The organism is Angustibacter luteus (assembly GCF_039541115.1).
GTDB lineage: Bacteria > Actinomycetota > Actinomycetes > Actinomycetales > Angustibacteraceae > Angustibacter > Angustibacter luteus.
Map to the genome: position 1 here is coordinate 585,084 of NZ_BAABFP010000002.1, position 23,376 is coordinate 608,459.

Consider the following 23,376-nt stretch of genomic DNA (forward strand, 5'->3'; position numbering starts at 1 on the left):
CGCTACCTCCATCGGATTTCCGACGGCCGCCGCTTGCCTCGGTCGCGCGTCAGGCGTCCGGGCCCAGGTCGAGCTCGAAGACGGCCTCGAGCTCGAGCCGGGTCTGGTCGTAGGACTCGTGCAGCACCCCGACCATGCCGACCTCGACGGCGGCGCGGATGTTCGGGGACAGGTCGTCGACCATCACGGCCTGGGCCGGGTCGAGGTCGATCAGCGCGAGGGTGTGCTGGTAGATCCGGTGCTCGGGCTTGCGCATGCCGACCTCGCCGGAGATGACGACGGCGTCGAAGATCGTGTCCCAGCCCTCGCGCGGGTAGTCGTTGCCCCAGGAGTTCGACAGCAGGGCGGTGCGCAGCCCCTGTGCCTTGGCCCGGCGCACCAGGCCGATCATGGACTCCTCGACCAGCTCGAGCCCGGCGAACATCCGGCCGAGCAGGCCCTCCGCCCGCACCGTCGAGCCGTGCTCCGAGAGCGCCGCCGCGAGGCGCTGCTCGAACTCGGGCACCTCGAGCTCGCCGCGCTCGAGGGCGTGCACGGGGTTGACTGCCGGGTCGACCGCGTCCGGCCCGATCCAGGTGCGCAGCGCGGCCAGGTAGTGCCCGTAGTCGATGCCCTCGGCGGCGGCCCAGTCCGTGAAGGCGTCGGCGATCCCCGCAGTCAGCACGCCACCCCAGTCGACCACGAGACCGATCGGTCGCTCGGACGCCGACCCCTGGGCTCGCGCTGGCTGTGTCGAGTCGGTCGGGGCGGCCACGGCGCCATCCTAGGCGGCTCCCTCGGGACGAGAGCTGGACGACCACGACATCGAGGTGTAGCCGGCCACTGCCTCGAAGCCCGCGTCGGCGTAGAGGTCCCGGGCGGTCCTGTTGTCTGCCTCCGTCACCAGCGACACCCGGTTCGCGCCGTGCGCCTGGGCGGCACTGCACACGCTGTTGACCAGGGCCTTGCCCACCCCGAGCCGACGGTGCTCAGGTGCGACGAAGAGGTCTCGCAGCTGCCAGAAGTGGCCAAGTCGCTGGGATGCTGGGGTCGGCGCGACCAGGGCGAGGCCGGCGGTCTCGGTCCCCAGCTTCGCGAGGAACCCGATCAGGGCGCCAGAGTCCAGCTGCTGCCGCAGCCACGTCCCGGACCCGGCGGGATCCGGCCGCTCGCCGTAGTGCTGTCGGTACTCGTCGAACAGACGCACCAGCTGCCCCGTCGGCGCGCTGACCTGGCTGACGTCGATGCCTGGAGCGCTCACACCGAAATCGTAGAGGGGCCCGGTGGCACCCGTTCCATCACTCAGACCGTCAGCTGCTGGTCCTCGCGCGGGCGGTCCGGCTCGCCGGCCGCGAGCCGGAGCACCAGGTCCTGCAGGGCCTGCCGGATGGGGCTGCCGCGGCCGTGCTCGGCCAACGTCCGACCGTTCAGCATCGCCGCGTCCAGCGAGGCCTGGTCGTGCACGACGAGGACGGGATGGCTGACGTCGGCGTAGCGGCGCAGCGCGTCCCGGACCCGCCGTCCCGGGTTGGTGCCGACGGGGCCGGCCCGCAGGCGGTTGACGACCACGACGGGCGGCTCGTCGCGCAGCTCGGCGAGGTCGCCGAGCCCGCGGACCAATCGCTGCAGCCCGACCGGGTCGGCGCTGCCCACGGCGAGGACGACGTCCGCGACCGAGAGTGCGCTCAGCGTCGCACCGTTGCGGCGCGGAGCCGCGGTGTCGAACGCGAGCTCCTCGTCCTGCTCCAGGCAGAACCCGACATCCACGACCGTCCAGGTGGCCAGCGAGCGGGCCAGCTCGAGGACGGCGCGCACCGAGCCCGCCCGCAGCTCCGGCCACCGGTCCGGGCGGGTCACGCCGGTGAGCACCCGCAGCCGCTCACCCACCCAGGGTGCGTGCCCGGCCAGCGTCGCCAGGTCGAGCGACCCGCGGTCGGCGGCCCGCGCGGCGGCAGCCAGGCCCGACGACTCGTCGAGCAGGCCGAGGCTCTGCGCGACACTCGGACCGTAGGTGTCGCCGTCCACCAGCAGGGTGCTGGCGCCGCCGCCGGCGAGCTCCGCGGCCAGTCCGATGGCCACGGTCGTGCGACCGGGCGCACCCGTCGGCCCCCACACCGCGACGACCCGGCCGACGCCCGGGTCGAGCGGCTCCGGGTCGGTCAGCGGCACCGGCCGCGCCAGCGCGGCCCGCGGCTGGCCGTGGCCCAGGGCGGGTCCCGGGGATCGGTGGGCGGCGAGCAGGGCCTGGCCGACGACGCTCGGCGGACCGCCGGAGACGAGCACGTGCTCGACCCCGAGCCGGGCCAGCCGGGCCGCGGCCTCCGGCTCGTCGCGACCAGTCAGCACCACGAAACCGACCCCGTCGAGCCGCAACCGGTCCAGTGCCTCGGCGTCCAGTCCGCGCAGCGCCGCCGAGACGACCACGGACTCCACCACCCCGGAGGCGGCGCAGGCGAGCAGCTCGGTGACGTCGGCACACCGGCGCACGACGTCGATGCCCGGCACGGTGGCCAGCCCCGAGACCAGGGCGGGCTCGTCGTCCCCGGTGATGGCCGTCGCCACCCGCACCGTGGGGTTCACGAGCCGTCGTCCAGCACGGTGGCCGGCACGGGCACCAGGGTGATCCGGGCCTCGTTGTCGACGGCCGCGATGACCTCGGGGACCAGGTCCGGGCCGAGCAGCAGGTGGGCAGCCGACGACGTGGACGAGCCGAGGGCGCCGTGCTCGCTGGTGGTCGCCGCCACCTCCACCGAGGAGGCGATCCGGCGCGGCTCGGCGAACCCGTCGCTCGCACCGTCGCGGCGCAGTGACACCCACACGTCGACCAGCACGCCCGGCCCGAGCCGGCGCACCGCCGACGGGTCGAGCGGGACGGCGACCGGGCGCAGGTCGACCTCGGCCCGCTCGCCGACCGCACTGCGGGCCACCAGCTCACCGGCGCCGACGGTGCGCAGCACGACGCGGCCCTCCTCCGGCGGTCCCTCGGCGGCCAGGTAGCGGTCCAGGCCGGGATCCAGCCGCGCGCGGACCACCGTCACGTCCTCCGCAGCCAGGCGCTGCCCGGGCACCAGCGTGTGCCGCGCCGCGTAGACCGGCACGGTGTCGTCCGCCGTGCGGACGACCAGGCCGCCGGCGACCACCGAGCCGACCACGAGCAGGAGCCCGACGACCATCCGCGGGTCGCGCCACGACGGCGGCTGCAGACGGCGGGCGGGCCGACCGGGCAGCGGCGTCTCGGTCGCCCCCGCGACCGTGGTCGCGGCGGTCGTGGGCGCAGCGGCAGTGGTGGTCATGGTCCCCCCGGTCCGAACGTCAGCGTCGTACGTGCGGAGGACACTCTTGCGCAAAACGGACATCGCAGGTGGTCGTTGTCCACAACGGGTCCGCGGTCGAACCCCTCGGTGGTGCGATACTCGCGCCGTGCCACCGCGCTTCCTGACCCTGCCGGACGTCGCCGAGCAGCTGAACATCTCGGCCGCCCAGGCGTACGCCCTCGTGCGCTCCGGCGACCTGCCCGCGATCAAGGTGGGCGGGCGCGGCCAGTGGCGCGTCGAGACGAGCGAGCTCGAGACGTACATCCAGCGCCTGTACGCGCAGACGCGCGAGTTCGTGGACAGCCACCCGTTCGGCAGCACGGATGGCGACGAGACCGACCGCGACGACGCCGTGGATGCCGACGAGCTCAGCCCAGGGACGTCGTCCCGGGCGCCGGCTGCACCGTGACCAGTGCCGCGAACGGCACGACGCGGACGGCCCGCACGGCCTGACGCCGCCGGGCCAGGTCGGGCGCGTGCTCCGCGAGATCCAGGTGGTCGGCGCCCACGGCGTCGACGGTGCCGGTGAGCACAGCCCCGTCCGTGAGCAGCACCCGCACGGGGCTGCGGTCCCGGGCCACCGCACGCAGCACGGCTGAGAGCCCGTAGCGGCGCGCGGCGAGTCCGTGGCCGGCTGGGACCGCGCCCACCCCGAGCCCGCTCAGGCTCGTCACGGCGCGGGCCGGGACGAGGGTGACGGCCACGCCGCCCACGAGCAGCCAGTCGGGGCCGACGTCGCGCAGCTCGCCCGACAGGGTCGGCCCCACCCGTGGGTGCACCGCGAGGGGCTGACCCACCCACGCGAGCAGCCGGTCCGCCAGCGTCAGCCGCGACAGCTCGAGCCTGGTCCGTTCGGTCAGCTCACCGGCGACCTCCGCCGCATCGGCGGCGGCCAGCTGTGCCTGCAGGTCATCGAACAGCCGGTCCCAGCGCACGGCGGGAACCTATCAGTCCGGCTTTGTCCACAAATTCACCCATCCTCTTGACGTGTCGATCGACGGCATACAAGTCTTAACTGCATCAAACGCAAGCAAACAAAGGTATCAGGGGCTACCCATGCGTCGCGGACTCGTGCTCGGCACCGGCCTGCTCGGCTCGTCCACCAGTGCCGTCGCCACCGGCGCAACGACCCGGACGGCCTGGCAGCTCCGAGTCGACGTCCAGCAGCCGGCCGACCTGCTGCTGGTCGTCGCGACCGGTGTGCTGGCCCTGCTGCTGTGCCGGCTGACCGGATTCACGGTGGCCGTCGTCGCGGCCGCGGCGGCACCGCGATCTACCCGCGTGCGTGGCCTCGCCACCGCGCTGAGTCCGCGCCTGCTCCGGCCGGTCGTCATCGCCGTCCTGGGCATGGGGATCGGCCTGAGCGGGGCAGCGGCCGCCTCAGCCAGCACCGCCGTCGGCACCGGGCCGCTCACCACGTCGGTGAGCGTCGGCTGGGAGGGCGGGGGTGCGTCAGCCTCAGACGTGGCTGACCCACGTCCCGTGGTCAACCCCGGGTGGGTCGCACCGACCCCGCGGACCCCGACGACGGCCTCCGCCGACGTGCACCTCGTCAGCTCCGGACGGGCCGCCGCCCAGCCGGACGGCACCGTCGTCGTCCGACGCGGGGACTGCCTGTGGACGCTGGCCGCCCGCCAGCTCGGCGACCACGCCGGCGACGCCCAGGTCAGCGAGCAGTGGCACCGCTGGTGGGCCGTCAACCGGGCCACGATCGGGGACGACCCAGACCTGCTGGTCCCCGGCACCAGACTCGTCGTCCCGTCGACCACGGCAGGCGGGCGATGACGGCCACCGCGATGACGGCAAGCGCGATGACGGCCACGGCGACGCCGCTGCGACCCCTTCCGGTGCCGGACACCGCGCCGCCCGTCGAGTGGGTCGGCCGGCCGGGCGACGCAGCAGCAGCCGGACGACGACCCAGCCGGGCCGGCGGCCAGGTCTCGGTGCAGGGCGTGCTCAGGCTCGTCCTGGCGACGCCGCTGGACGAGGACGACGACTTCGGCCCGGTCCCGACCCCGCGCCGGGACCTGCCCGACCCGGCCGTCTGGGGTCGCGGCCTGGTCCAGGTGCTCCTCGAGGTCATGTCCGGGCAGCGCAAGGGCACGCAGCTGTTGCGCTGGACGACCCCCGCCGTCTACGAGCTCGTGCGGGCGATGACCGTCCCACCCGCGAGCAGCGCGGCCCGCCAACGCCGACGCAGCCGGGTGGGCAGCCTGCACGTCTGCGAACCCGCCGACGGCGTCGCCGAGCTGGCCGCCGTGGTGACGGGCCAGGAACGCACGCACGCCATGGCCCTCCGGTTGGAGGGCCACGACGGGCGCTGGCGGGTCACCGCCTTCGAGACCTGCTGAGGGTCAGGACCGGCTGGCCCTCAGGCCAGGCCGGCGCCGTGGCAGCGCTTGTACTTCTTGCCGGACCCGCACGGGCACAGCGCGTTCTTCGGCGTGCCGGGGTACTCGACGTCGGCACCCGGCTCGTCCGCGGCGTCCGTGTCACGCACCTCGACGCCACCCTCGCCGTCCACCGACGGTGCGGAGTAGTGCAGGTGCGCCGGGCGCTGCGGGGCCTCCAGGCCCTTGGCGACGATCTGCGGGTGCTCCTCGGCCGCGGCCTCGTCGGTCGCGGCGTCCTCGGCCTCGATCTGCACCTCGAGGTTGAACAGGTACCCGACGGACTCCTCCTTGATCGCCTCGTTCATGGCGTTGAAGAGCAGGAAGCCCTCGCGCTGGTACTCGACCAGCGGGTCGCGCTGGGCCATGGCCCGCAGGCCGATGCCCTCCTGCAGGTAGTCCATCTCGTACAGGTGCTCGCGCCACTTGCGGTCCAGCACGCTGAGCACGACGCGCCGCTCGAGCTCACGGGTGACCTCAGCCCCGAGCGATGCCTCGCGCTGGTCGTAGGCCACCTGCGCGTCCGACTTCAGCTCGGCCATCAGCATGTCCGCCGTGAGCCCCTGGCGGCCGCCGGCCTCCTCGAGCAGCTCGTCGATGGTGATCCCGACCGGGTACAGCGTGCGCAGCGCCGCCCACAGCTTCTCGAGGTCCCAGTCCTCGGCGAACCCGTCCGCGGTGGCCTCGTGCACGTAGCCGGTCACGACGTCCTCGATGAACGGCCGGACCTGCTCGTGCAGGTCCTCACCCTCGAGCACCCGGCGCCGCTCGGCGTAGATGACCTCGCGCTGGCGGTTCAGCACGTCGTCGTACTTCAGGACGTTCTTGCGGATCTCGAAGTTCTGGCCCTCCACCTGGCTCTGCGCCGAGGCGATGGAGCGGGAGACCATCTTGGACTCGATCGGGGTCTCGTCGCCGATGCCCGAGGTCGCCATGACGCGGTCCACGAGGCCGGCGTTGAACAGCCGCATCAGGTCGTCCTCGAGAGACAGGTAGAAGCGGCTCTCGCCCGGGTCACCCTGCCGGCCGGAGCGACCGCGCAGCTGGTTGTCGATGCGGCGCGACTCGTGCCGCTCGGTGCCCAGCACGTACAGGCCCCCCAGCTCGGTGACCTCGTCGTGCTCGCGCGCGACGGCCTTCTGGGCGTTCTCCAGGGCGGCCGGCCAGGCGGACTCGTAGTCCTCGGGGGTCTCGACCGGGTCCAGGCCCTGCTGCTTGAGGGCGGCGACGGCCATGAACTCGGCGTTGCCGCCGAGCATGATGTCGGTGCCGCGGCCGGCCATGTTGGTGGCGACGGTGACGGCACCCTTGCGCCCCGCCTGGGCCACGATGGCGGCCTCGCGCTCGTGGTGCTTCGCGTTCAGCACCTCGTGCGCGATGCCGCGCTTGCGCAGCTGCTGGGACAGCGTCTCGCTCTTCTCGACGCTGGTGGTGCCGACCAGCACGGGCTGGCCGTCCTCGCTGCGCTGCGCGATGTCGTCGACGACCGAGCTGAACTTCGCGGCCTCGGTGCGGTAGACGAGGTCCGGCTGGTCCTGGCGCACCATCGGCCGGTTGGTCGGGATCTCGATGACGCCCAGCTTGTAGATCTGGTTGAACTCGGCGGCCTCGGTCATCGCCGTACCGGTCATGCCGCCGAGCTTGTCGTACATCCGGAAGTAGTTCTGCAGGGTGACCGTGGCCAGGGTCTGGTTCTCGTGCTGGATCTCCACACCCTCCTTGGCCTCGATCGCCTGGTGCATGCCCTCGTTGTAGCGGCGGCCGGCCAGGATGCGGCCGGTGTGCTCGTCGACGATCAGCACCTCGCCGTTGATGACGACGTAGTCCTTGTCCTTCTTGAAGAGCTCCTTGGCCCGGACGGCGTTGTTCAGGTAGCCGACCAGCGGGGTGTGGGCGCTCTCGTAGAGGTTCTCGATGCCGAGGTAGTCCTCGACGCGGTCGATCCCGGACTCCTGGATGCCGATGGTGCGCTTCTTCTCGTCGACCTCGTAGTCGCGGTCGCGCTGCAGGCGCTGGACGACGCGGGCGAACTCGACGTACCACTTCGTCGGCTGGTCGGCCGGCCCGCTGATGATCAGCGGGGTGCGGGCCTCGTCGACCAGGATCGAGTCGACCTCGTCGACGATCGCGAAGTTGTGGCCGCGCTGGACGAGCTCCTCCGCGCTCCAGGCCATGTTGTCGCGCAGGTAGTCGAAGCCGAGCTCGTTGTTCGTGCCGTAGGTGATGTCGCACTTGTACATCTCGCGGCGCTGGGCCGGGTTCATCGGCGACAGGATGCAGCCGGCGGTCAGGCCGAGGAAGCGGTGCACGCGCCCCATCAGGTCGGACTGGTACTCGGCCAGGTAGTCGTTGACCGTCACCACGTGCACGCCCTTGCCGGACAGCGCGTTCAGGTAGGCCGGTGCGGTGGCGACCAGGGTCTTGCCCTCACCGGTGCGCATCTCGGCGATGTTGCCCAGGTGCAGCGCGGCGCCCCCCATGAGCTGGACGTCGAAGTGGCGCTGGCCGAGGGTGCGCTTGGACGCCTCCCGGACGGCCGCGAAGGCCTCGGGCAGCAGCGCGTCCAGCGTCTCGCCGTCCGCGATGCGCGCCTTGAACCGGTCGGTCTCCTCGCGCAGCTCGGCGTCGCTGAGCTGGACGAAGTCGTCCTCGAGCGCGTTGACCTGCATCGCCAGGGCGTGCAGCTTCTTGACCTGCCGCTTCTCGCCCGCGCGCAGCATCTTCTCGACGATCTTCGGCACGCCATGTCTCCCGAGGGTTCACGGACCCGCCGCACGCGGGCCGCGTCCATCGTACGCATCGCTGCGGGCTGCTTCGGAGATACTGCCGTCATGGCCGACCACTCCCCCACCGATCCCCTGACCGTGCCGGCGACCGGGCGGTGGCCGGCGGACGGGATCGCCGGCGCCGGGATCCGCCTGCGGGTCTGGCGTCCGGATGACCTCGCGGCCCTGCTCGAGCTGCTGTCCGACCCCGAGATGCGGCGCTGGTCACCGATGATCGAGCCGCCGAGCGAGGCCGACTGCGTGGCCCGGATCGGCAAGGCCATGCAGGCGGAGACGGACGGGCGGCCGAACGCGTTCGCCATCGTGGACGAGGCCGACCCCTCCCGGGTGCTCGGCAGCATGGACTGGCGCAAGGACCACCCGATGGTCGAGTTCTCGATCGTGGACGTCGGCTACGGCGTCGCCGCGACGGCCCGGGGCCGTGGGGTGGCCAGCGCCGCGCTGCGGCTGCTGGGCGACTGGCTGCTGGACCCCGCGGGCGGCGACGTGCACCGGGTCCAGCTCGACCACGCGGTGGAGAACGAGGGCTCGTGCCGCACCGCGCTGCGCGCGGGCTTCGCCATCGAAGGACGCCGCGACGTGTTCCTGCCCCTGCGCGAGACGGCGCAGTCGCCGCTGGTGCGGCACGATGTCTGCCTGCACGGGCAGGTCCGCCGCTAGGGCGCCTCGGCGGGCACCACGAGGTCGGCGTACTCCGGGTGGCGCTCGATGTACGCCTTCACGAACGGGCAGAGCGGGCGCACCCGCAGGCCTTGCCGGCGGACGTCGTCCAGCGCCCAGCGCACCAGCGTGGAGCCCACGCCCTGACCCTCGAACGCGTCGTCCACCTCCGTGTGGGTGAACGTCACGGTGGTGTGGTCCCGGCGGTAGAACGCCTTGCCAGCCACCTCGCCGTCCACCGTCGCCTCGTAGCGGTGCCTGTCGGCCCGGTCGCTGACCTCGATCTGCACGTCACCCATGGCGCCATCATGCCCATCGCCGTCCTGAATGGCGTTGCGAGGCGCCACGACCTGACGCCAGGGTGGGGCGATGCTGCCACCCACGTTGACCGACGAGGAGCACCCCGACGCGATCACGCTGCGGCCGCACACGGAGGCGGACGTCGAGGCCGTGCTGGCGATGTGCAGCGACCCGCAGGTGCAGCGCTGGACGACGGTGCCGGTGCCCTACGAGCGCCAGCACGCCGTCGACTTCATCGCCGGGCTCGAGTCGGACGACGACCTGACCTGGGCCGTCGACGCGACGGACGACCAGGGCCCGCCGCGGTTCGCGGGCAACCTCAGCCTGCGGCCCAACCGGACCGGCGCGGCCGACCTCGGGTACGCGCTGGCACCGTGGGCGCGCGGCCGCGGCGTGATGTCGCGCGCCCTGCGGCAGGCCCTGACCTGGGGGTTCCGCGCTCCTGAGGAGGGCGGGCTGGGCCTGGTGGTCGTGCACTGGCAGGCGCACGTCGGCAACTGGCCGTCGAGGCGGGTGGCCTGGGCCTGCGGGATCCGGGTCGAGGGGACGGTTCGCGGGCTGTGCCCCCAGCGCGGCCTGCAGCACGACGCCTGGATCGGCTCGATCGTGCCGGGCGACCCGATGGAGCCGATCTCCCCGTGGTTGGCCGTGCCGACGCTGGCGAACGGGCAGGTCCGGCTCCGGCCGTGGCGCGCGGACGACGTCCCGCGGGTCGCGCAGGCCTGCGCCGACGAGCGCACCCAGCGCTGGCTGCCCGGCCTGCCCTCGCCGTACACGCTGGCCGATGCGCAGTGGTACGTCGGCTCACGCCAGGACGAGGCAGCCGACGGGGCCGGGCTGTACTGGTGCGTGGCGGACGCGACCAGCGACGAGTGCCTGGGCGCGATCAGCCTGATGAAGCTCGCCGGGCCGTTGCCCGACAACGAGATCGGCTACTGGGCGCACCCCGACGCCCGCGGGCGCGGCTTGCTGACCGCGGCGACCCGGCTGGTCATCGAGTACGCCCTCGCCCCGCCGGCCGAGGGTGGGCTCGGGGTGGACCGGGTCACCCTGCGCGCCGCCACCGAGAACAGCGCGTCGCGGGCGGTCGCCGAGCGAGCGGGACTGCTGGCCTACGGCACCGCGCACCGGGTGGACCGGCTGCGGGACGGGTCCGTCCAGGACCTCGAGCTGTACGAGGCACTGGCGGACGCCGTCCCGCCGGGGTGAACGTCAGGCTTCAGGCGGCGCGGGCCACGTGCCGGCCGGCCGGCCGGCGGCGCCGCGCAGTGGGCACGGCGGAGTGGGCGCGGCGACCGGCCAGCCGGGCCGGGGCCTCGGCGGTGAGGTCGGCGGAGACCCGCTCGGCGTCTCGGTCGAGCTGGGTCGAACCGGCGGTGGAGTCGACGCCGGCGCGGGTGCGCTTGGCGTTGACCTCGAGCTGGCGCAGCACCAGCGCGACGAAGGCGGTCAGGACCAGGAGTGTCAGTACGGTGCTCATGGCAGTAATCATGCGCTCATTGATATGCCGCCACTAGTGGCAGAGATGCCCTTGTGCAATAAGATCCTGCCACGTACGCTGCAGGGGTGCTGAGAACCGTCGCCGTACTGCTCGTCGAGGACTGCGCGCCCTTCGAGTTCGGGGTCATCTGCGAGGTGTTCGGGATCGACCGCACCGAGGAGGGCGTGCCCCTGGTGGACTTCCGGGTCTGTGGTGAGCACCCCGGCCGACCACTGAGCCTGAGCGTCGGCGCGCAGGTCGTGCCCGACCACGGCCTGGACGACCTGGGGAAGGCCGACCTGGTCGCCGTCCCCGCCGCGCGGATCCGGGACGACTACCCGCCCGCCGTCCTCGATGCCCTGCGCCAGGCCGCGGCGAACGGCGCGACCCTGCTGTCCGTGTGCAGCGGCGCCTTCCTGCTCGGCGCCGCGGGCCTGCTCGACGGACGCCCGTGCACCACCCACTGGGCGCACACCGACGAGCTCGCCGAGCGGTTCCCGCTCGCCGACATCGACCCGGACGTGCTGTACGTCGACGACGGCAACCTCGTGACCAGCGCCGGCACCGCCGCGGGTATCGACGCCGCCCTGCACCTGGTCCGCCGCGAGGTCAGCGCCGCGGCCGCGACCACCATCGCTCGGCGGATGGTCGTCCCCCCGCAGCGCGACGGCGGTCAGCGCCAGTTCATCGAGCAGCCCATTCCGAGCTGCGAGGCGGACAGCCTGCAGCCGGTGCTCGAGCTCATGCTGAGCGAGCTGCGCACCGAGCACACGGTCGCGACGTTGGCCCGACGGGCCAGCATGTCCGAGCGGACCTTCGCGCGGCGCTTCGTCGCCGAGACCGGCACCACACCGCACCGCTGGCTCACCACCCAGCGCGTGCTGCTCGCCCGCCAGCTGCTGGAGGACACCTCGCTCGGCGTCGACCAGGTCGCCGAGCGGTCCGGCTTCGGCTCGTCGGCGCTGCTGCGGCACCACTTCCGCAAGGTCGTCGGTGTCCCCCCTGCGGACTACCGACGTACGTTCTGCCGCAGCAGCGCCTAGCCGTCCTGGACCTACGGCGCGGTGGCCAGGAAGTACTGCGTGCAGGCGTAGTCGGCGTAGGCGCCGGCCGGCGTCGCCGCCGCCGTCACGGTGGCCGCCCTCGAGCGCCCCAGGCTCCAGTCCCGCCACCCCTGCGGTGCGTTGACGGGGACTCCCGACAGCAGGCACGAGCGCAGCGGCTCGGCCAGCGCGTCCATCGCCGGGACGGCGTCCGCGGACAGCCCCTGCAGGTACGACACGTCCAGGTCCGACGCGAGCGGCGCCTGCGCGTCGTACCGCACGATCCGGGCGTCCGGGTTGAGCGCGGCCAGCGCCAGCACGGACACGGCCGCCGCCAGCACCACGGCCCGACCCAACCACGCTGCGCGCCAACGGATCCCGGCCACCATGACGAGCAGCAGTACCGCGGCCAGGAACAGCTCGCCGGTGATCAGGACCATCCGCAGCCGGCTCATGCCGTAGGCCTCGACGTACAGGTCGACCCGGCGCAGGGCGGACGCGACGACCCCCAGGGTGCCCACGCAGAGCACCCCGAGCGCGATCCGGACCACGAGCCGGTCCCGCGCGCTCTCCCGCGGCGCCCGCCGCGCGGCTACGGCCACCACCACGAGGGTCAGCAGGGTCACCGCGACGAGCTGCGCGAACCCGTGCCGCGCGTACTGCGCGTAGGTCAGGTGCGCCGCCTGCAGGACGTGCCGGTGACCGCCGAGCACCCCACCCAGCTGGACCAGCACGAACGCCACGACCATCGCCGCCAGGGAGCCGACCGGCAGCAACCACTCGAGCCGGCGGGCCGGCCGGGCCGGTGCCAGCGCCAGGTCCGACCAGGACGGCGGGTTGCCGGCCAGGTGCGCCAGGCTGGCCGTGACCGCCAGGGCGAGGACGCCGACCACGACCTGCCCGGGCAGCAGCCGCACGCTGACGCTGGGCAGGTAGCTCGCGAACACCTCGTCCGCCGTGGCGAAGAGCGCGCCGAACACCAGCAGCAGCGCCAGGGTCAGCGCGAGGCTGCGCACCAGGCTCAGGACCCGTTCCCGCCGTCCACCTGCGGCCTGAGACGCCCCGTCCCGCAACCACGGCACCGCCCGCACGACGCCCACCGCCCAGCTCGCGCCGCTCAGCAGGATGGCGAGGGTGGAGCGGGCCGCCCCGGCCACGACGGCGGCGGCGCCCAGGGCGGCCAGCAAGCAGAGGGCGACCAGCCAGTCGGCGTCCCGGACCGCCACCACCGCGACCAGCGCGACGGACGCCGCGGCCAGTGCCAGGTCCAGCCACCGCCGCCCCCGGACCAGCGCGGGCAGCGCCGGCAGCCAGACCAGTGCCCCCACCACCGCGAGACCGAGACCGGGCGTGAACCCGACGGTCAGCGGTCCGGCGACCAGGGCCACGGCCAGGCAGCCGCCGAGGACCGCCGTCGACGCCCCTGGGCTCCGCAGCGCCCAGAACTCGCGGAGCGCCCGAGCCGTCGCGGACGGCGGTCGCTGGGGCCAGGTGGGCCATCCGGTGGTGGGCACGGGACGCGGCTGCTCGCTCATGCCCGTCAACGTAGGAGCGCGGGAACCGTTCGCGCTCAGCGCTTTCGCGCAGGTTCTGTGGACGTCGGCGGCCGGATGTGAAGGATCAGTGCCGCCGGAGGATCAGTGCCGCCGGAGGATCAGTGCCGCCGGAGGATCAGTGCCGCCGGAGGATCAGTGCCGCCGGAGGATCAGTGCGCCACGGCGCCGGCGGCGGACTCGCGCCCCAGCGTCTCGTCCGGGGTCGACGGCGGCGGCTCCGGCGTCCGGCGCCGTCGTCCCGGGGACGGGATCCCGAGCACCGCGACAGCGGCGGCCAGGCACAGGGCTCCCGCGGTCCACCAGGCCACCTCGTACGACCCGGTGCGCTCGCGGATCGACCCGGCGAAGCTGGCTGCGATCCCCGCCCCGATCATGTGCGAGGCATACACCCACCCGAACACGATGCTGGAGCGTTCGAGCCCGAAGTGGGTGCGGCACAGGGCGATCGTCGGCGGCACGGTCGCCACCCAGTCGAGGCCGTAGAACACGATGAACAGGAACAGGTTCGGGTGCACGCTCGGGCCGAGCAGGGCCGGGACGACGAGCAGCGACAGTCCGCGCAGCGCGTAGTACATGACCAGCAGCCAGCGCGGGTCCACCCGGTCGGTGAACCAGCCGGACGCCACCGTGCCGACGATGTCGAAGACCCCGATCAGCGCGAGCAGGCTCGCCGCCGTCGTCACGGGCATGCCGTGGTCGTGCGCGGCGGGCACGAAGTGGGTGCCGATCAACCCGTTCGTCGACCAGCCGCAGATGAAGAACGTGCCGGCCAGCACCCAGAAGGTGCCCGAGCGGGACGACAGGCGCAGCGTGCGCAGGGCCAGCCGACCCGGTGAGCCCTGCGCCCGCACCGGGTCCGGGGGCTCGGTGCCGTCGGCGCCGTAGGGGGTGGTGCCCACGTCCGACGGCCGGTCGGCCAGGAAGAGCAGCACCAGGGGCACGAGCAGCAGGGCTGCTCCGGCCACCAGGGCGGCCGACCAGCGCCAGCCCAGGTGCACCGCCAGGTAGGCGATGAGCGGCAGGAAGATGAGCTGTCCGGTCGCGGACGCCGCCGAGAACAGCCCGGTCACCAGACCGCGGTGCTTCACGAACCAGCGGTTCGCGACCATCGCCCCCAGGACGAGCGCCATCGCTCCCGTGCCCAGCCCCACGGCGAGCCCCCATAACGCCACCAGCTGCCACGGCGCGGTCATCAGGGTGGTCAGCCCCGAGCCGAGTGCCACCAGGCACAGCGCGGACGCCACCACCTTGCGGATGCCGAAGCGCTCCATCAGTGCGGCCGCGAACGGCGCGGTCACCCCGAACACGATGAGGTTCAGCGTCACCGCGCCCGAGGTCAGCTCGCGGGACCAGCCGAACTCGTCCTCCAGCGGCTCCATCAGGACGCCGGTGCTCGACCGGAACCCCGCCGCGCAGATGAGCGCGCCGAAGGTCACCAGGGCGACCAGCCAGGCGCGATGAACGTGGAACCTTCTCACCCCGCCATCCTGCCGGGCTCCCCGGCTCCGCTCCATCACGCATCCGGCCAACCAGCGACCAATTGGCGCTCGATCAGGACCTCGGTCAGGCCCTCGGTCAGGCGCTCGGTCAGGCGCGCAGCTGCTCACTCAGTGCGGGCGCGAGGTCACCGCGACCCGCCACGGCCACGGAACCCAGGCCGAGCCAGCCGGCCATCGTCACGAGCTCGGCGGCGAGCTCGGCCGGCGTCTGCGCCGGCGCAGACGGCTCCGCCCACGCCGACTGGACCCGCAGCACCCCGGCCCCGCCGTCCGCCTTGCGGTCCGCCTTGAGGTCGACCCGGGCGACCAGGGTGTCCCCCAGCAGGAAGGGCAGCACGTAGTAGCCGAACCGACGCTGGGGCGCCGGCACGTAGATCTCGATGCGGTAGTCGAAGCCGAACAGGTCGAGCGCCCGCGCGCGCTCCCAGACCAGCGAGTCGAACGGGCTGACCAAGGCTCGCGCCCGCACCCGCCGCGGCCGCCGGGCCGCCGCGTGCAGGTACCCCGGACGCTTCCACCCCTCGACCGTGACCGGGACCAGCTCGCCCGTGTCCACCAACTCCGCCACTGCCTGCCGCGCCTCGACCACGCCGAGCCGGAAGTGGTCCCGCAGGGAGAACTCGGTGGCCACCCCGAACGCCTGGGCCGAGATGGACACGAGCCGGCGGTGGGCCTCGTCGTCGTCCGGCGTCGGCGCCGCCACGACCTCCGCGGGCAGCACCCGCTCCGGCAGGTCGTAGAGCCGGGCGAACTGGCTGTTGCGACCCGACGACGTCACCTCGCCGGCCCAGAACAGCAGCTCGAGCAGCCGCTTGACCACCGACCAGTTCCAGCCCCACTCCGTGCGGTCGCGCGGCATGTCGTGCGCGATCGCCACCTCCAGGTCGACCGCAGTGATCGGGCCGCGGTCGCGCACCTCACCGAGGATCACCGCGGCCAGCCCCGGGTGCTCCTGCTCGGCGCGGACCATGCCACCCCACGCGTCCTCCCGGGCCCGCTCCATCCGCCAGCGCAGCAACGGGAGCGTGGACGGCGGCACCAGGCTCGCCGCGTGCGCCCAGTACTCGACGAGCCGGCGCGGACGGCGGTCCCGGGCCCGGTCCAGCAGCGCGGTGTCGTAGGGACCGAGCCGGGAGAAGAAGGGCACGTACTGGCTGCGGGCCAGCACGTTCACGCTGTCGATCTGCACGATCCCCAGCCGGTCGATGGCGCGCTGCACGTGCCGCATCGTCACCGGACCCGTCGGGCGGGGGTCGGCGAAACCCTGTGCCGCCAACGCGATCCGCCGGGCCGCGCCCGCCGTCAGCCGCTCCGGGAGCGGCACGTCAGCTGCTCGCCCGGTGCTGGAAGTCGCCCGTCGCGCCGTCGACCTGCTCGCGCAGCAGGTCCGCGTGCCCGTTGTGCCGCGCGTACTCCTCGAGCATGTGCAGGAAGACCCAGCGCACGCTCACGGTCCGACCCGAGGACGTCGTCACCGGCGCGTCCAGGTCCAGCCCGGCGGTCGCGGCCTTCGAGGCCGCCACCTCGCGCCAGAAGGTCTCGATGTCCGCGCCGGCGTGCGCGTCCGGCACGCCGTCGAAGTCCGCGTTCGGCTCGTCGTCCGTGCAGTACAGCTCGACCATCGGCAACCCCGCCGCGTGGTGGGTGAACCACCAGCGCTCGCAGTCCGCCAGGTGCCGGACCAGGCCGAGCAGGGTCAGCACGGACGGCGGGTTCGCCTCGGCCTTCAGCTGCTCGGCGGTCAGCCCGGAGCACTTCCAGAGCAGCGTCGAGCGGTGCTGGTCCAGCCACTCCTCGAGCTGCGCTCGCTCGGATCCGGTCCCCAGCGTCGGGGCGGGCTCGGGCACGGGCGCGGTCCAGGTCATGCGGCCGATCCTGCCCTAGCCCACCGACAGGCTCAGGTCAGGTCGAGGATCTTCTCGCGCACGGCGTACACGACCGCCTCCATGCGCGAGTGCAGCTGCAGCTTCTCCAGGATGTTGCGCACGTGGTTCTTCACCGTGTTCTCGCTGATGAAGAGCTCCTTGGCGATGTCCCGGTTCGCCATGCCGCGCGCGACCAGCTTGAGGACCTCGAGCTCACGCTCGGTCAGCCGCGGGACGGGCAGCTGCGGGCGCTCCTCGCTCTTCTTGATCATCGAGGCGAACTCGGTGAGCAGCTTGCTGGCCATCGACGGGCTGATCAGCGACTGCCCGCTGGCCACCGCGCGGATGCCCGCGGCGATCTCCTCGCCCGGCACGTCCTTGAGCAGGTAGCCGTTCGCGCCCGCCCGCACCGCCTCGTACAGGTCGGACTCCTCGTCCGAGATCGTCAGGATGACGATCTTGGTGGACGGGACGACGTCCTTGATGGCCGTGCACGCCTCGATGCCGGAGCGGCGTGGCATCCGGATGTCCATCAGCACGACGTCGGGGAGCAGCTCCTCCACCCGGCGGATCGCCTCCGCACCGTCGCTGGCCTCGCCGACGATCTCGATGCCCTCCTCGGCACCGAGCACCATCTCCAGGCCACGCCGGTAGAGGGCGTGGTCGTCCGCGACCAGGACCCGGATCGACTCGCCTTCACCCACGGGGTTCCCTACTCTCCGTCGCCCGCGACGGGCGACCGGAGCATTCTGTCACGAACCGACCTCAGCCCGTGGCGGCAGCGCGTTGCGACGCGGTGGAACCCGCCCCGTTCTGCTCGACGTCCAGGTGCAGGACGCCGTACTCCCAGCCTCGACGGCGGTAGACGACGCTCGGCTGACCGGTGTCGGCGTCGCAGAACAGGAAGAAGTCGTGGCCGACCAGCTCCATCTCGTACAGCGCCTGCTCCAGGGTCATCGGCGGGGCCGAGTGCACCTTCTCGCGGATCTCGATGGGACTGTCGTCCAGGGAGCTCGCGGCGGCGTCCGAGGTGCCGTTGGTCTGCGGTTCGCCGAGCTCCGGCAGCTCGGGGGCCAACCGGGCGGAGGCCTGGGCCAGTGACTCCGCGGCCTTGCCCCGGCGCTCGACCTTGCGGCTGTGCGCGCGACGCAACCGCTCCAGGAGCTTCGTGGTGGCCTTGTCCAGCGCGACGTAGTAGTCCGTCGCCGCGGCCTCGGCGCGCACGACCGGACCCTTGCCGTGGCAGGTGATCTCGATGCGTTCGCTGCTCTCGACCTGCCGCTTGTTGGGCTCGTGCGAGAGCACGATCGACAAGCGCTGGATCCGCGGGGCTACCTCCTCGACCTTGGACAGCTTCTCCTCCAGATGGCGGCGGAAACGGTCCTTGACCTCGACGTGCCGTCCGGTGACCACGATCTCCACAGTGGGTCCTCCCTCTCCTCGCTCACCCACCTGCTGGCGGGATACGGCGGGTTGGAGTCGCGGCACCACCCCCGATGCCCCTGTCGACCGTGCCGCGGGCGGGCCGTTCCGCCTCGACGCACCACGGTCTGGCGACTCATCTACCGACCGTACGCCAGCGCGGTCACCAGCGGCAGATCTCACCGAAGATCATTTGGCCGTCGACGGAGGGTGGCCGCGAGACAGACCCCACCGACCACGACGGCGTCCGCCGCCCGCAGCGCGCGGGCCGCCTCGAGCAGCGTGGCACCGCTGGTGACCACGTCGTCGACGAGCCACACCGGACGACCGCGCAGCCGCCCCCGCCAGCCGCTGCGGACCCGCATCGCCCCCGCCAGGTTGCGGGCCCGGGCCTGCTGCCCCAGCCCCGCCTGGTCGGTCAGCGGACGCCCGTGCCGCAGCGCGGGCAGCACGACCCGGCGGGGCCGGACGGCGAGCGCCAGGTCGCGCACCGGCTGCCGGCCGCGGGCCCGCCGGGCCGTCGCCGACGACGGCACCGGGACCAGGGCACCGTGGCCCGAGCCGGGCAGTCCGGCGACCGGCGCGTGCGCGAGCAGGGTGGACAGCGCACCGGCCAGGACGGCGTCCAGGTCGGCCCGGCCGTGGTCCTTCCAGCCGTTCAGCGCCTCGCGCAGGACGCCGTCGTAGGGGGCCGCGGCCCACACCTGCAGGTCGCCGCGCTCGCTGCGCACCGGTGGGCCGCCCAGGCTCTCGGCGCAGCCGGGGCACCAGCGGGCGCCGTCCGCGCCGCAGCCGGCGCAGCGCACGGCCAGCACCAGGTCGACCAGCTCCCTCACGTGGGGATCGTGATCGCCGTTCCCGGGCCGAGCGTCCGCCACCCGTTCCCGCTGCGCACGGCGACCTGGCCGGCCGAGGTGACCGCGTACACCGACTGGACGCCGGACCCCGCCCACACCCCGACCGCACCCTTCAGCTTCGGCAGCGCGACCACCCGGCCGCCGACCTCGACCTGGTACGGCTGCCGTTGACCCGGGTTGCCGCCGAGCACGACCAGCGTCGTGCGGTCCGCCCACGACACGTCGGCCACCGACCGCAGTGGTCGGCCGACTTGGAAGGGCTGCGCGAGCGACGTCGGTGCCCCCTCCTCGTTGCGGACGATGCCGGCGACGTCCAGCCGGGTCGAGCCGTCCGGCGCACGAGACACGACCGCCAGCCGGCTGCCGTCGCGGGACACGTCGACGGCGATCACCCGCTGGTGGGCGAGCCAGTCGGGACGCAGCGGGACGACCGACTCGTCGGTCGCTGGAGCGACCGCGTTGGACCGAGTGGCCGGCGTGACGACGACCCCGCCCGTGCCGGCTCGGTCGGCGGTCCAGGCCCAGCCGGACGGGTCGATGACCGGGGGGACGAGGTCGCCGCCGGAGGTGAGCGGCTCGGGGTCGGCCTGGGCGGACACGCTGAGCAGGCGCCGGCCGGACACGTCGACCCCGACCAGGGCGTCGTCCTGCGGGCCGGCCGCGATGGAGCGCAGGCTGCTGACGTCGAGCCGCCCGGCGAAGCGCCCGGTCACGTCGGGGCTGATGGTCCCGGCGGCGGGGTCGGCGCTCATCAGCCGACCGTCGGACAGTACGAGCACCGGCCCGGAGACCGGCACCTCGGCGCGGAAGCCGAGGTCGGCGTCGGACCCGCCAGGTTCCACGCCCGGGATGGGGAACGCCCCGCCACCGGCGGTCACGCTGACGTCCGTCACGTTCGGCAGCTGGCGCAAGGTCTCGAGCAGCTGGGCGAACAGCTGCTCGCGCTGGTCCGGGGTGGCGGCCAGGGCTCGGGTCGACAGGTCGACCGCCGCGGTGCCGCCCGAGGTGGGGACGGCGTCCACCCCGAGGGTCGTGCCCGGCGGGAAGCCGGTGGCCACGGCGCCCCGGAGGTAGTCGGGCGGTCCGTTGAGCACGGCGCGCACCGCCTGCGTCGCCAGGCTGGCGCGCGGTCCGGTGAACCAGCGCAGGTCGGAGACGAGGTGGTGGGTGCCGATGGCCACGAACGCCACCCGCAGCGGGGTGTAGGCCCGCTCGAACTCGTACCGGGACATCCACAGCCCGAAGTCCGTTGCCAGGGTCTCGACCCGCCAGACCTGGCCGAGCCGGCGCACCTGGAAGGTGGTGCTGTCCGTCGTGCCCGGTGCGGCCGCGACGAACCGGCCGGACGCGTCGATGGTCGCGTAGACGGGCGCCGAGACGACGACCCGCCGCGTGGTGCCGGAGCCGTGCGCCGTCACGGTCAGCGACTTGTCGTCGTAGACCACGGTGCCCTGGTTCGGCCGCCAGCGCTCGAGCGCGTCGCCGTCCAGGAACGTGCGGGCGACGGCGTGGTCCTCGTCCGACCCGGCGCCGGCGCTGAGGAAACCGCCGACGATCTCGGTGGGACCGGCCTCGGGCCGCGGCCCTTGGGGCGCGATCTGCAGCGGCTCGCGCAGGCTGTCGCCCACCGGACGTCCGGCGCCGGCGACCCCCGAGTCGGGCATCGCGGCGCCGCACGCGGTCAGCGCGCCGGCCAGCAGGACCCCGACCACCACCATCAGCTGGCGGCCGACCGCGCGGCCGGCGATCCGGTGCGCGCTCATCGCGGGCCGGACCAGGGCGCACCACCGAGCGGCGCCGGCGGGACGGGCAACCGCTGGTAGGCCTTGCCGACCGCGGCCGCCGGCTCGTCGTCCTCCTCCGGAGCCAGCGGCAGCGGGGACGACGTGAGCTCACCCCCGGCCGTGCGCGGCAGCGTCAGCCGGAAGCACGAGCCCTTGCCCGGCTCGCCCCAGGCCTGCAGCCAGCCGTGGTGCAGCCGGGCGTCCTCGATGGCGATCGACAGCCCCAGGCCGGTCCCGCCCACCGTGCGGGCCCGCGAGGGGTCCGCCCGCCAGAAGCGGTTGAAGACCAGCGCCGCCTCGCCCGGGCGCAGCCCCACCCCGTGGTCGCGGACCGAGATCGCCACGGCGTCCTCGTCGACCGCGGCCTGCACCTGCACCGGCTTGCCGTTGCCGTGCTCGAGCGCGTTCACCACGAGGTTGCGCAGGATGCGCTCGATCCGCCGCGGGTCCACGTCGGCGAGCACGGGGACGCCGTCGTCCTCGATGACCAGCTCGCTGCCCGTCCGCACGGCCAGCGACGTCTCGTTCTCGACGACCCGGGCGACCAGGTCGCGCAGGTCCACCTGCTCGACGTCCAGCAGGTCGCCGCCGGCGTCGATCCGGCTGATCTCGAGCAGGTCGGACAGCAGTGCCTCGAAGCGGTCGAGCTGGGTCTGCAGCAGCTCTGCCGAGCGCGCCACGGCCGGCGCGAAGTCGGCCCGGGCCTCGTGCATCACGTCGCCGGCCATCCGGATCGTGGTGAGCGGCGTCCGCAGCTCGTGCGAGACGTCGCTGACGAACCGCTGCTGCACCCGGGAGAGGTTCTCCAGCTGGCTGATGTGGGTCTGCAGGTTGTGCGCCATCGTGTTGAACGACGCGGCCAGCTTGGCGAGGTCGTCCTCACCGCGCGGCACCATGCGCTCCTGCAGCCGGCCGGAGGAGAGCCGCTGGGCCACCATCGCGGCTTGCCGGACCGGCCGCACGACCTGCCGGGTCACCACGTACGCCACCCCGCCGACCAGCAGCACCAGCACGACGCCGCCGCCGACCAGGCTGCGCTGCACCAGGTTGATGGTCTCCTGCTCGCGGGCGAGGCTGAACACGAAGTAGAGCTCGTAGGGCCCGGCGCCGGGCACGTTGACCGTGGAGCCCATCGCGATCCCGGGCACCGTGCGGTCGCTGCCGGTGTACCGGATCTTGATGAACTGCTCCTCCTGGTTGCCCGACTTCGCCACCCGCGCGCGCATCTCGGGCGGGATGATCGAGCGCGAGACCGTGCGCGAGTTGAGGTCGGGCAGCACCGCGGGGCTGTCGTTGCCCAGGCTGCGCAGCAGGATCACGTCTCGGCTGTCGTCCGGTGGTGGTGAGGCCAGCCGCGGCAGCATGTCGTTGACCAGCAGGTTGAGGCCGGACGAGTCGCTCACCGTGGCGAGCTGGCTCTGCGCGTCGGCCAGCCCGCGGCTGGCCTCGCCGCGGGCGACGTTCAGCCGCTCCTCCACCAGGCCGGACTGGATGCGCTGGAGCACGACGGTGCCCAGGGCCAGCACGACGATCAGGCCCAGCAGCATGGTCGTGGCGACCACGCGGAGCTGCAGCGAGCGCCGCCAGCGCTGGCGGACCGCTGCCACCGGCCGCCCGAGGGCGTACCAGAGACGTGTCGTCCACCTCACCCGGAGCTGCCCGCCTTGTACCCGACGCCGCGCACCGTGACCACGATCTCGGGGTGCTCGGGGTCGCGCTCGATCTTGGAGCGCAGCCGCTGGACGTGCACGTTCACCAGGCGGGTGTCTCCGGCGTGCCGGTAGCCCCAGACCTGCTCGAGCAGCACCTCGCGGGAGAACACCTGCCACGGCTTTCGGGCGAGCGCGACGAGCAGGTCGAACTCGAGCGGCGTCAGCGAGATCGGCTCGCCGTCGCGCACCACGGAGTGGCCGGCGACGTCGATGGTGAGGTCGCCGATGTCCAGCCGCTCGGGAGCGGCGTCACCGGAGCTGCGCAGCCGGGCCCGGACCCGGGCGATGAGCTCCTTCGGCTTGAACGGCTTGACCACGTAGTCGTCGGCGCCCGACTCGAGGCCGACGACGACGTCCACGGTGTCGCTCTTGGCGGTGAGCATGACGATGGGCACGCCGGACTCCGCGCGGATCCGCCGGCACACCTCGATGCCGTCGACGCCGGGCAGCATGACGTCGAGCAGCACGAGGTCGGGACGCACCTCGCGGAAGATGGCCATGGCGCCCTCGCCGTCGCCGCAGTGCACGGGCTCGAAGCCCTCACCGCGCAGCACGATCCCGAGCATCTCCGCCAGTGCGATGTCGTCGTCGACGACCAGTACGCGACCCTTCATCGACCCGTTCCTCGTCCGCCCGGAGGGCATGTCCACGTGCCGGCGGGGAGGTCCGCCTGAGCCATGATCCCATCCCTGTGCTACTGCTCGGTACTTTTGTCCACAGTCGCGCGCC

Annotated in this window: 24 protein-coding genes; 6 read left to right on the forward strand and 18 right to left on the reverse strand. The window is 73.3% G+C overall.

Features of this window, described 5'->3' with window-relative positions; all coding sequences use genetic code 11:
- Nucleotides 1-49 precede the first annotated feature (49 nt).
- The 4 genes from ABEB17_RS02780 to ABEB17_RS02795 are packed head-to-tail and all read right to left on the reverse strand — an operon-like array spanning nucleotide 50 to nucleotide 3,272.
- Entirely contained in the window at nucleotides 50-754 is a 705-nt protein-coding gene (locus ABEB17_RS02780) for an HAD family hydrolase (protein WP_345715037.1), read from the reverse strand.
- A 9-nt stretch (nucleotides 755-763) separates the two neighbouring features.
- The gene (locus ABEB17_RS02785) at nucleotides 764-1,240 is read right to left on the reverse strand and encodes a GNAT family N-acetyltransferase (RefSeq protein ID WP_345715038.1); all 477 of its coding nucleotides are present in this window, start codon (nucleotides 1,238-1,240) and stop codon (nucleotides 764-766) included.
- 41 nt (nucleotides 1,241-1,281) lie between these two features.
- Nucleotides 1,282-2,559, reverse strand: a complete 1,278-nt coding sequence (locus tag ABEB17_RS02790; protein WP_345715039.1) for a CpaE/TadZ family protein — start codon at nucleotides 2,557-2,559, stop codon at nucleotides 1,282-1,284.
- On the reverse strand, nucleotides 2,556-3,272 hold the full coding sequence (locus ABEB17_RS02795) for a CpaB family protein (RefSeq protein ID WP_345715040.1): 717 nt from the start codon (nucleotides 3,270-3,272) through the stop codon (nucleotides 2,556-2,558). Before ABEB17_RS02795 ends, ABEB17_RS02790 begins: the two co-directional genes overlap by 4 nt.
- A gap of 127 nt (nucleotides 3,273-3,399) precedes the next feature.
- Between ABEB17_RS02795 and ABEB17_RS02800 the strand changes: the two genes are divergently transcribed.
- The gene (locus ABEB17_RS02800) at nucleotides 3,400-3,702 is read left to right on the forward strand and encodes a helix-turn-helix domain-containing protein (RefSeq protein WP_345715041.1); all 303 of its coding nucleotides are present in this window, start codon (nucleotides 3,400-3,402) and stop codon (nucleotides 3,700-3,702) included.
- Here the strand turns inward: ABEB17_RS02800 and ABEB17_RS02805 are convergent.
- The gene (locus ABEB17_RS02805; RefSeq protein WP_345715042.1) at nucleotides 3,662-4,228 is read right to left on the reverse strand and encodes a hypothetical protein; all 567 of its coding nucleotides are present in this window, start codon (nucleotides 4,226-4,228) and stop codon (nucleotides 3,662-3,664) included. The genes ABEB17_RS02800 and ABEB17_RS02805 overlap by 41 nt on opposite strands.
- Before the next feature lie 121 nt (nucleotides 4,229-4,349).
- Between ABEB17_RS02805 and ABEB17_RS02810 the strand changes: the two genes are divergently transcribed.
- Nucleotides 4,350-5,078: a LysM peptidoglycan-binding domain-containing protein gene (locus ABEB17_RS02810; RefSeq protein WP_345715043.1), complete on the forward strand. Its 729-nt coding sequence runs from the start codon at nucleotides 4,350-4,352 to the stop codon at nucleotides 5,076-5,078.
- Nucleotides 5,075-5,644 carry an Rv3235 family protein gene (locus ABEB17_RS02815; RefSeq protein ID WP_345715044.1) on the forward strand — a complete coding sequence of 190 codons (570 nt, stop codon included), beginning with the start codon at nucleotides 5,075-5,077 and terminating at the stop codon, nucleotides 5,642-5,644. The genes ABEB17_RS02810 and ABEB17_RS02815 overlap by 4 nt, the downstream gene beginning before the upstream one ends.
- A gap of 20 nt (nucleotides 5,645-5,664) precedes the next feature.
- Here the strand turns inward: ABEB17_RS02815 and secA are convergent, their stop codons facing one another.
- Complete coding sequence (gene secA, locus ABEB17_RS02820; RefSeq protein WP_425551679.1) at nucleotides 5,665-8,403, reverse strand: preprotein translocase subunit SecA; 2,739 nt, start codon at nucleotides 8,401-8,403, stop codon at nucleotides 5,665-5,667.
- A gap of 111 nt (nucleotides 8,404-8,514) precedes the next feature.
- Between secA and ABEB17_RS02825 the strand changes: the two genes are divergently transcribed.
- Nucleotides 8,515-9,129 (forward strand): GNAT family N-acetyltransferase, encoded by a 615-nt coding sequence (locus ABEB17_RS02825; RefSeq protein WP_345715047.1) that lies wholly within the window; start codon nucleotides 8,515-8,517, stop codon nucleotides 9,127-9,129.
- Here the strand turns inward: ABEB17_RS02825 and ABEB17_RS02830 are convergent.
- Nucleotides 9,126-9,428, reverse strand: coding sequence for a GNAT family N-acetyltransferase (locus ABEB17_RS02830; protein WP_378227059.1), 303 nt, complete (start codon nucleotides 9,426-9,428; stop codon nucleotides 9,126-9,128). The genes ABEB17_RS02825 and ABEB17_RS02830 overlap by 4 nt on opposite strands.
- 70 nt (nucleotides 9,429-9,498) lie before the next feature.
- On the opposite strand from ABEB17_RS02830, the gene ABEB17_RS02835 reads away from it, so the two are divergent.
- The gene (locus ABEB17_RS02835) at nucleotides 9,499-10,638 is read left to right on the forward strand and encodes a GNAT family N-acetyltransferase (RefSeq protein ID WP_345715048.1); all 1,140 of its coding nucleotides are present in this window, start codon (nucleotides 9,499-9,501) and stop codon (nucleotides 10,636-10,638) included.
- 10 nt (nucleotides 10,639-10,648) lie between these two features.
- Here the strand turns inward: ABEB17_RS02835 and ABEB17_RS02840 are convergent, their stop codons facing one another.
- A complete protein-coding gene (locus tag ABEB17_RS02840) occupies nucleotides 10,649-10,909 on the reverse strand; it encodes a hypothetical protein (protein ID WP_345715050.1) in 261 nt (86 codons plus the stop codon).
- Nucleotides 10,910-10,995: 86 nt separating this feature from the next.
- Between ABEB17_RS02840 and ABEB17_RS02845 the strand changes: the two genes are divergently transcribed.
- Nucleotides 10,996-11,952, forward strand: a complete 957-nt coding sequence (locus ABEB17_RS02845) for a GlxA family transcriptional regulator (protein WP_345715051.1) — start codon at nucleotides 10,996-10,998, stop codon at nucleotides 11,950-11,952.
- A gap of 11 nt (nucleotides 11,953-11,963) precedes the next feature.
- Here ABEB17_RS02845 and ABEB17_RS02850 read toward each other — a convergent pair whose 3' ends face one another.
- The 10 genes from ABEB17_RS02850 to mtrA form a co-directional block, all read right to left on the reverse strand.
- Nucleotides 11,964-13,487 (reverse strand): DUF4153 domain-containing protein, encoded by a 1,524-nt coding sequence (locus ABEB17_RS02850; RefSeq protein WP_345715052.1) that lies wholly within the window; start codon nucleotides 13,485-13,487, stop codon nucleotides 11,964-11,966.
- 170 nt (nucleotides 13,488-13,657) lie between these two features.
- The gene (locus ABEB17_RS02855) at nucleotides 13,658-15,022 is read right to left on the reverse strand and encodes an MFS transporter (protein WP_378227058.1); all 1,365 of its coding nucleotides are present in this window, start codon (nucleotides 15,020-15,022) and stop codon (nucleotides 13,658-13,660) included.
- A gap of 73 nt (nucleotides 15,023-15,095) precedes the next feature.
- The gene (locus tag ABEB17_RS02860; protein WP_345715054.1) at nucleotides 15,096-16,331 is read right to left on the reverse strand and encodes a winged helix-turn-helix domain-containing protein; all 1,236 of its coding nucleotides are present in this window, start codon (nucleotides 16,329-16,331) and stop codon (nucleotides 15,096-15,098) included.
- A gap of 1 nt (nucleotide 16,332) precedes the next feature.
- A complete protein-coding gene (locus ABEB17_RS02865) occupies nucleotides 16,333-16,872 on the reverse strand; it encodes a DinB family protein (protein ID WP_345715055.1) in 540 nt (179 codons plus the stop codon).
- A gap of 32 nt (nucleotides 16,873-16,904) precedes the next feature.
- The gene (locus ABEB17_RS02870) at nucleotides 16,905-17,576 is read right to left on the reverse strand and encodes a response regulator (RefSeq protein ID WP_345715056.1); all 672 of its coding nucleotides are present in this window, start codon (nucleotides 17,574-17,576) and stop codon (nucleotides 16,905-16,907) included.
- A gap of 61 nt (nucleotides 17,577-17,637) precedes the next feature.
- Nucleotides 17,638-18,294 (reverse strand): ribosome hibernation-promoting factor, HPF/YfiA family, encoded by a 657-nt coding sequence (gene hpf / locus ABEB17_RS02875; protein ID WP_345715057.1) that lies wholly within the window; start codon nucleotides 18,292-18,294, stop codon nucleotides 17,638-17,640.
- A gap of 179 nt (nucleotides 18,295-18,473) precedes the next feature.
- A complete protein-coding gene (locus ABEB17_RS02880) occupies nucleotides 18,474-19,130 on the reverse strand; it encodes a ComF family protein (RefSeq protein ID WP_345715058.1) in 657 nt (218 codons plus the stop codon).
- On the reverse strand, nucleotides 19,127-20,914 hold the full coding sequence (locus ABEB17_RS02885) for an LpqB family beta-propeller domain-containing protein (RefSeq protein ID WP_345715059.1): 1,788 nt from the start codon (nucleotides 20,912-20,914) through the stop codon (nucleotides 19,127-19,129). The genes ABEB17_RS02880 and ABEB17_RS02885 overlap by 4 nt, the downstream gene beginning before the upstream one ends.
- A complete protein-coding gene (mtrB, locus tag ABEB17_RS02890; RefSeq protein WP_345715060.1) occupies nucleotides 20,911-22,584 on the reverse strand; it encodes an MtrAB system histidine kinase MtrB in 1,674 nt (557 codons plus the stop codon). Before mtrB ends, ABEB17_RS02885 begins: the two co-directional genes overlap by 4 nt.
- Nucleotides 22,581-23,261 carry an MtrAB system response regulator MtrA gene (gene mtrA / locus ABEB17_RS02895; RefSeq protein ID WP_345715061.1) on the reverse strand — a complete coding sequence of 227 codons (681 nt, stop codon included), beginning with the start codon at nucleotides 23,259-23,261 and terminating at the stop codon, nucleotides 22,581-22,583. The genes mtrB and mtrA overlap by 4 nt, the downstream gene beginning before the upstream one ends.
- Nucleotides 23,262-23,376 lie beyond the last annotated feature (115 nt).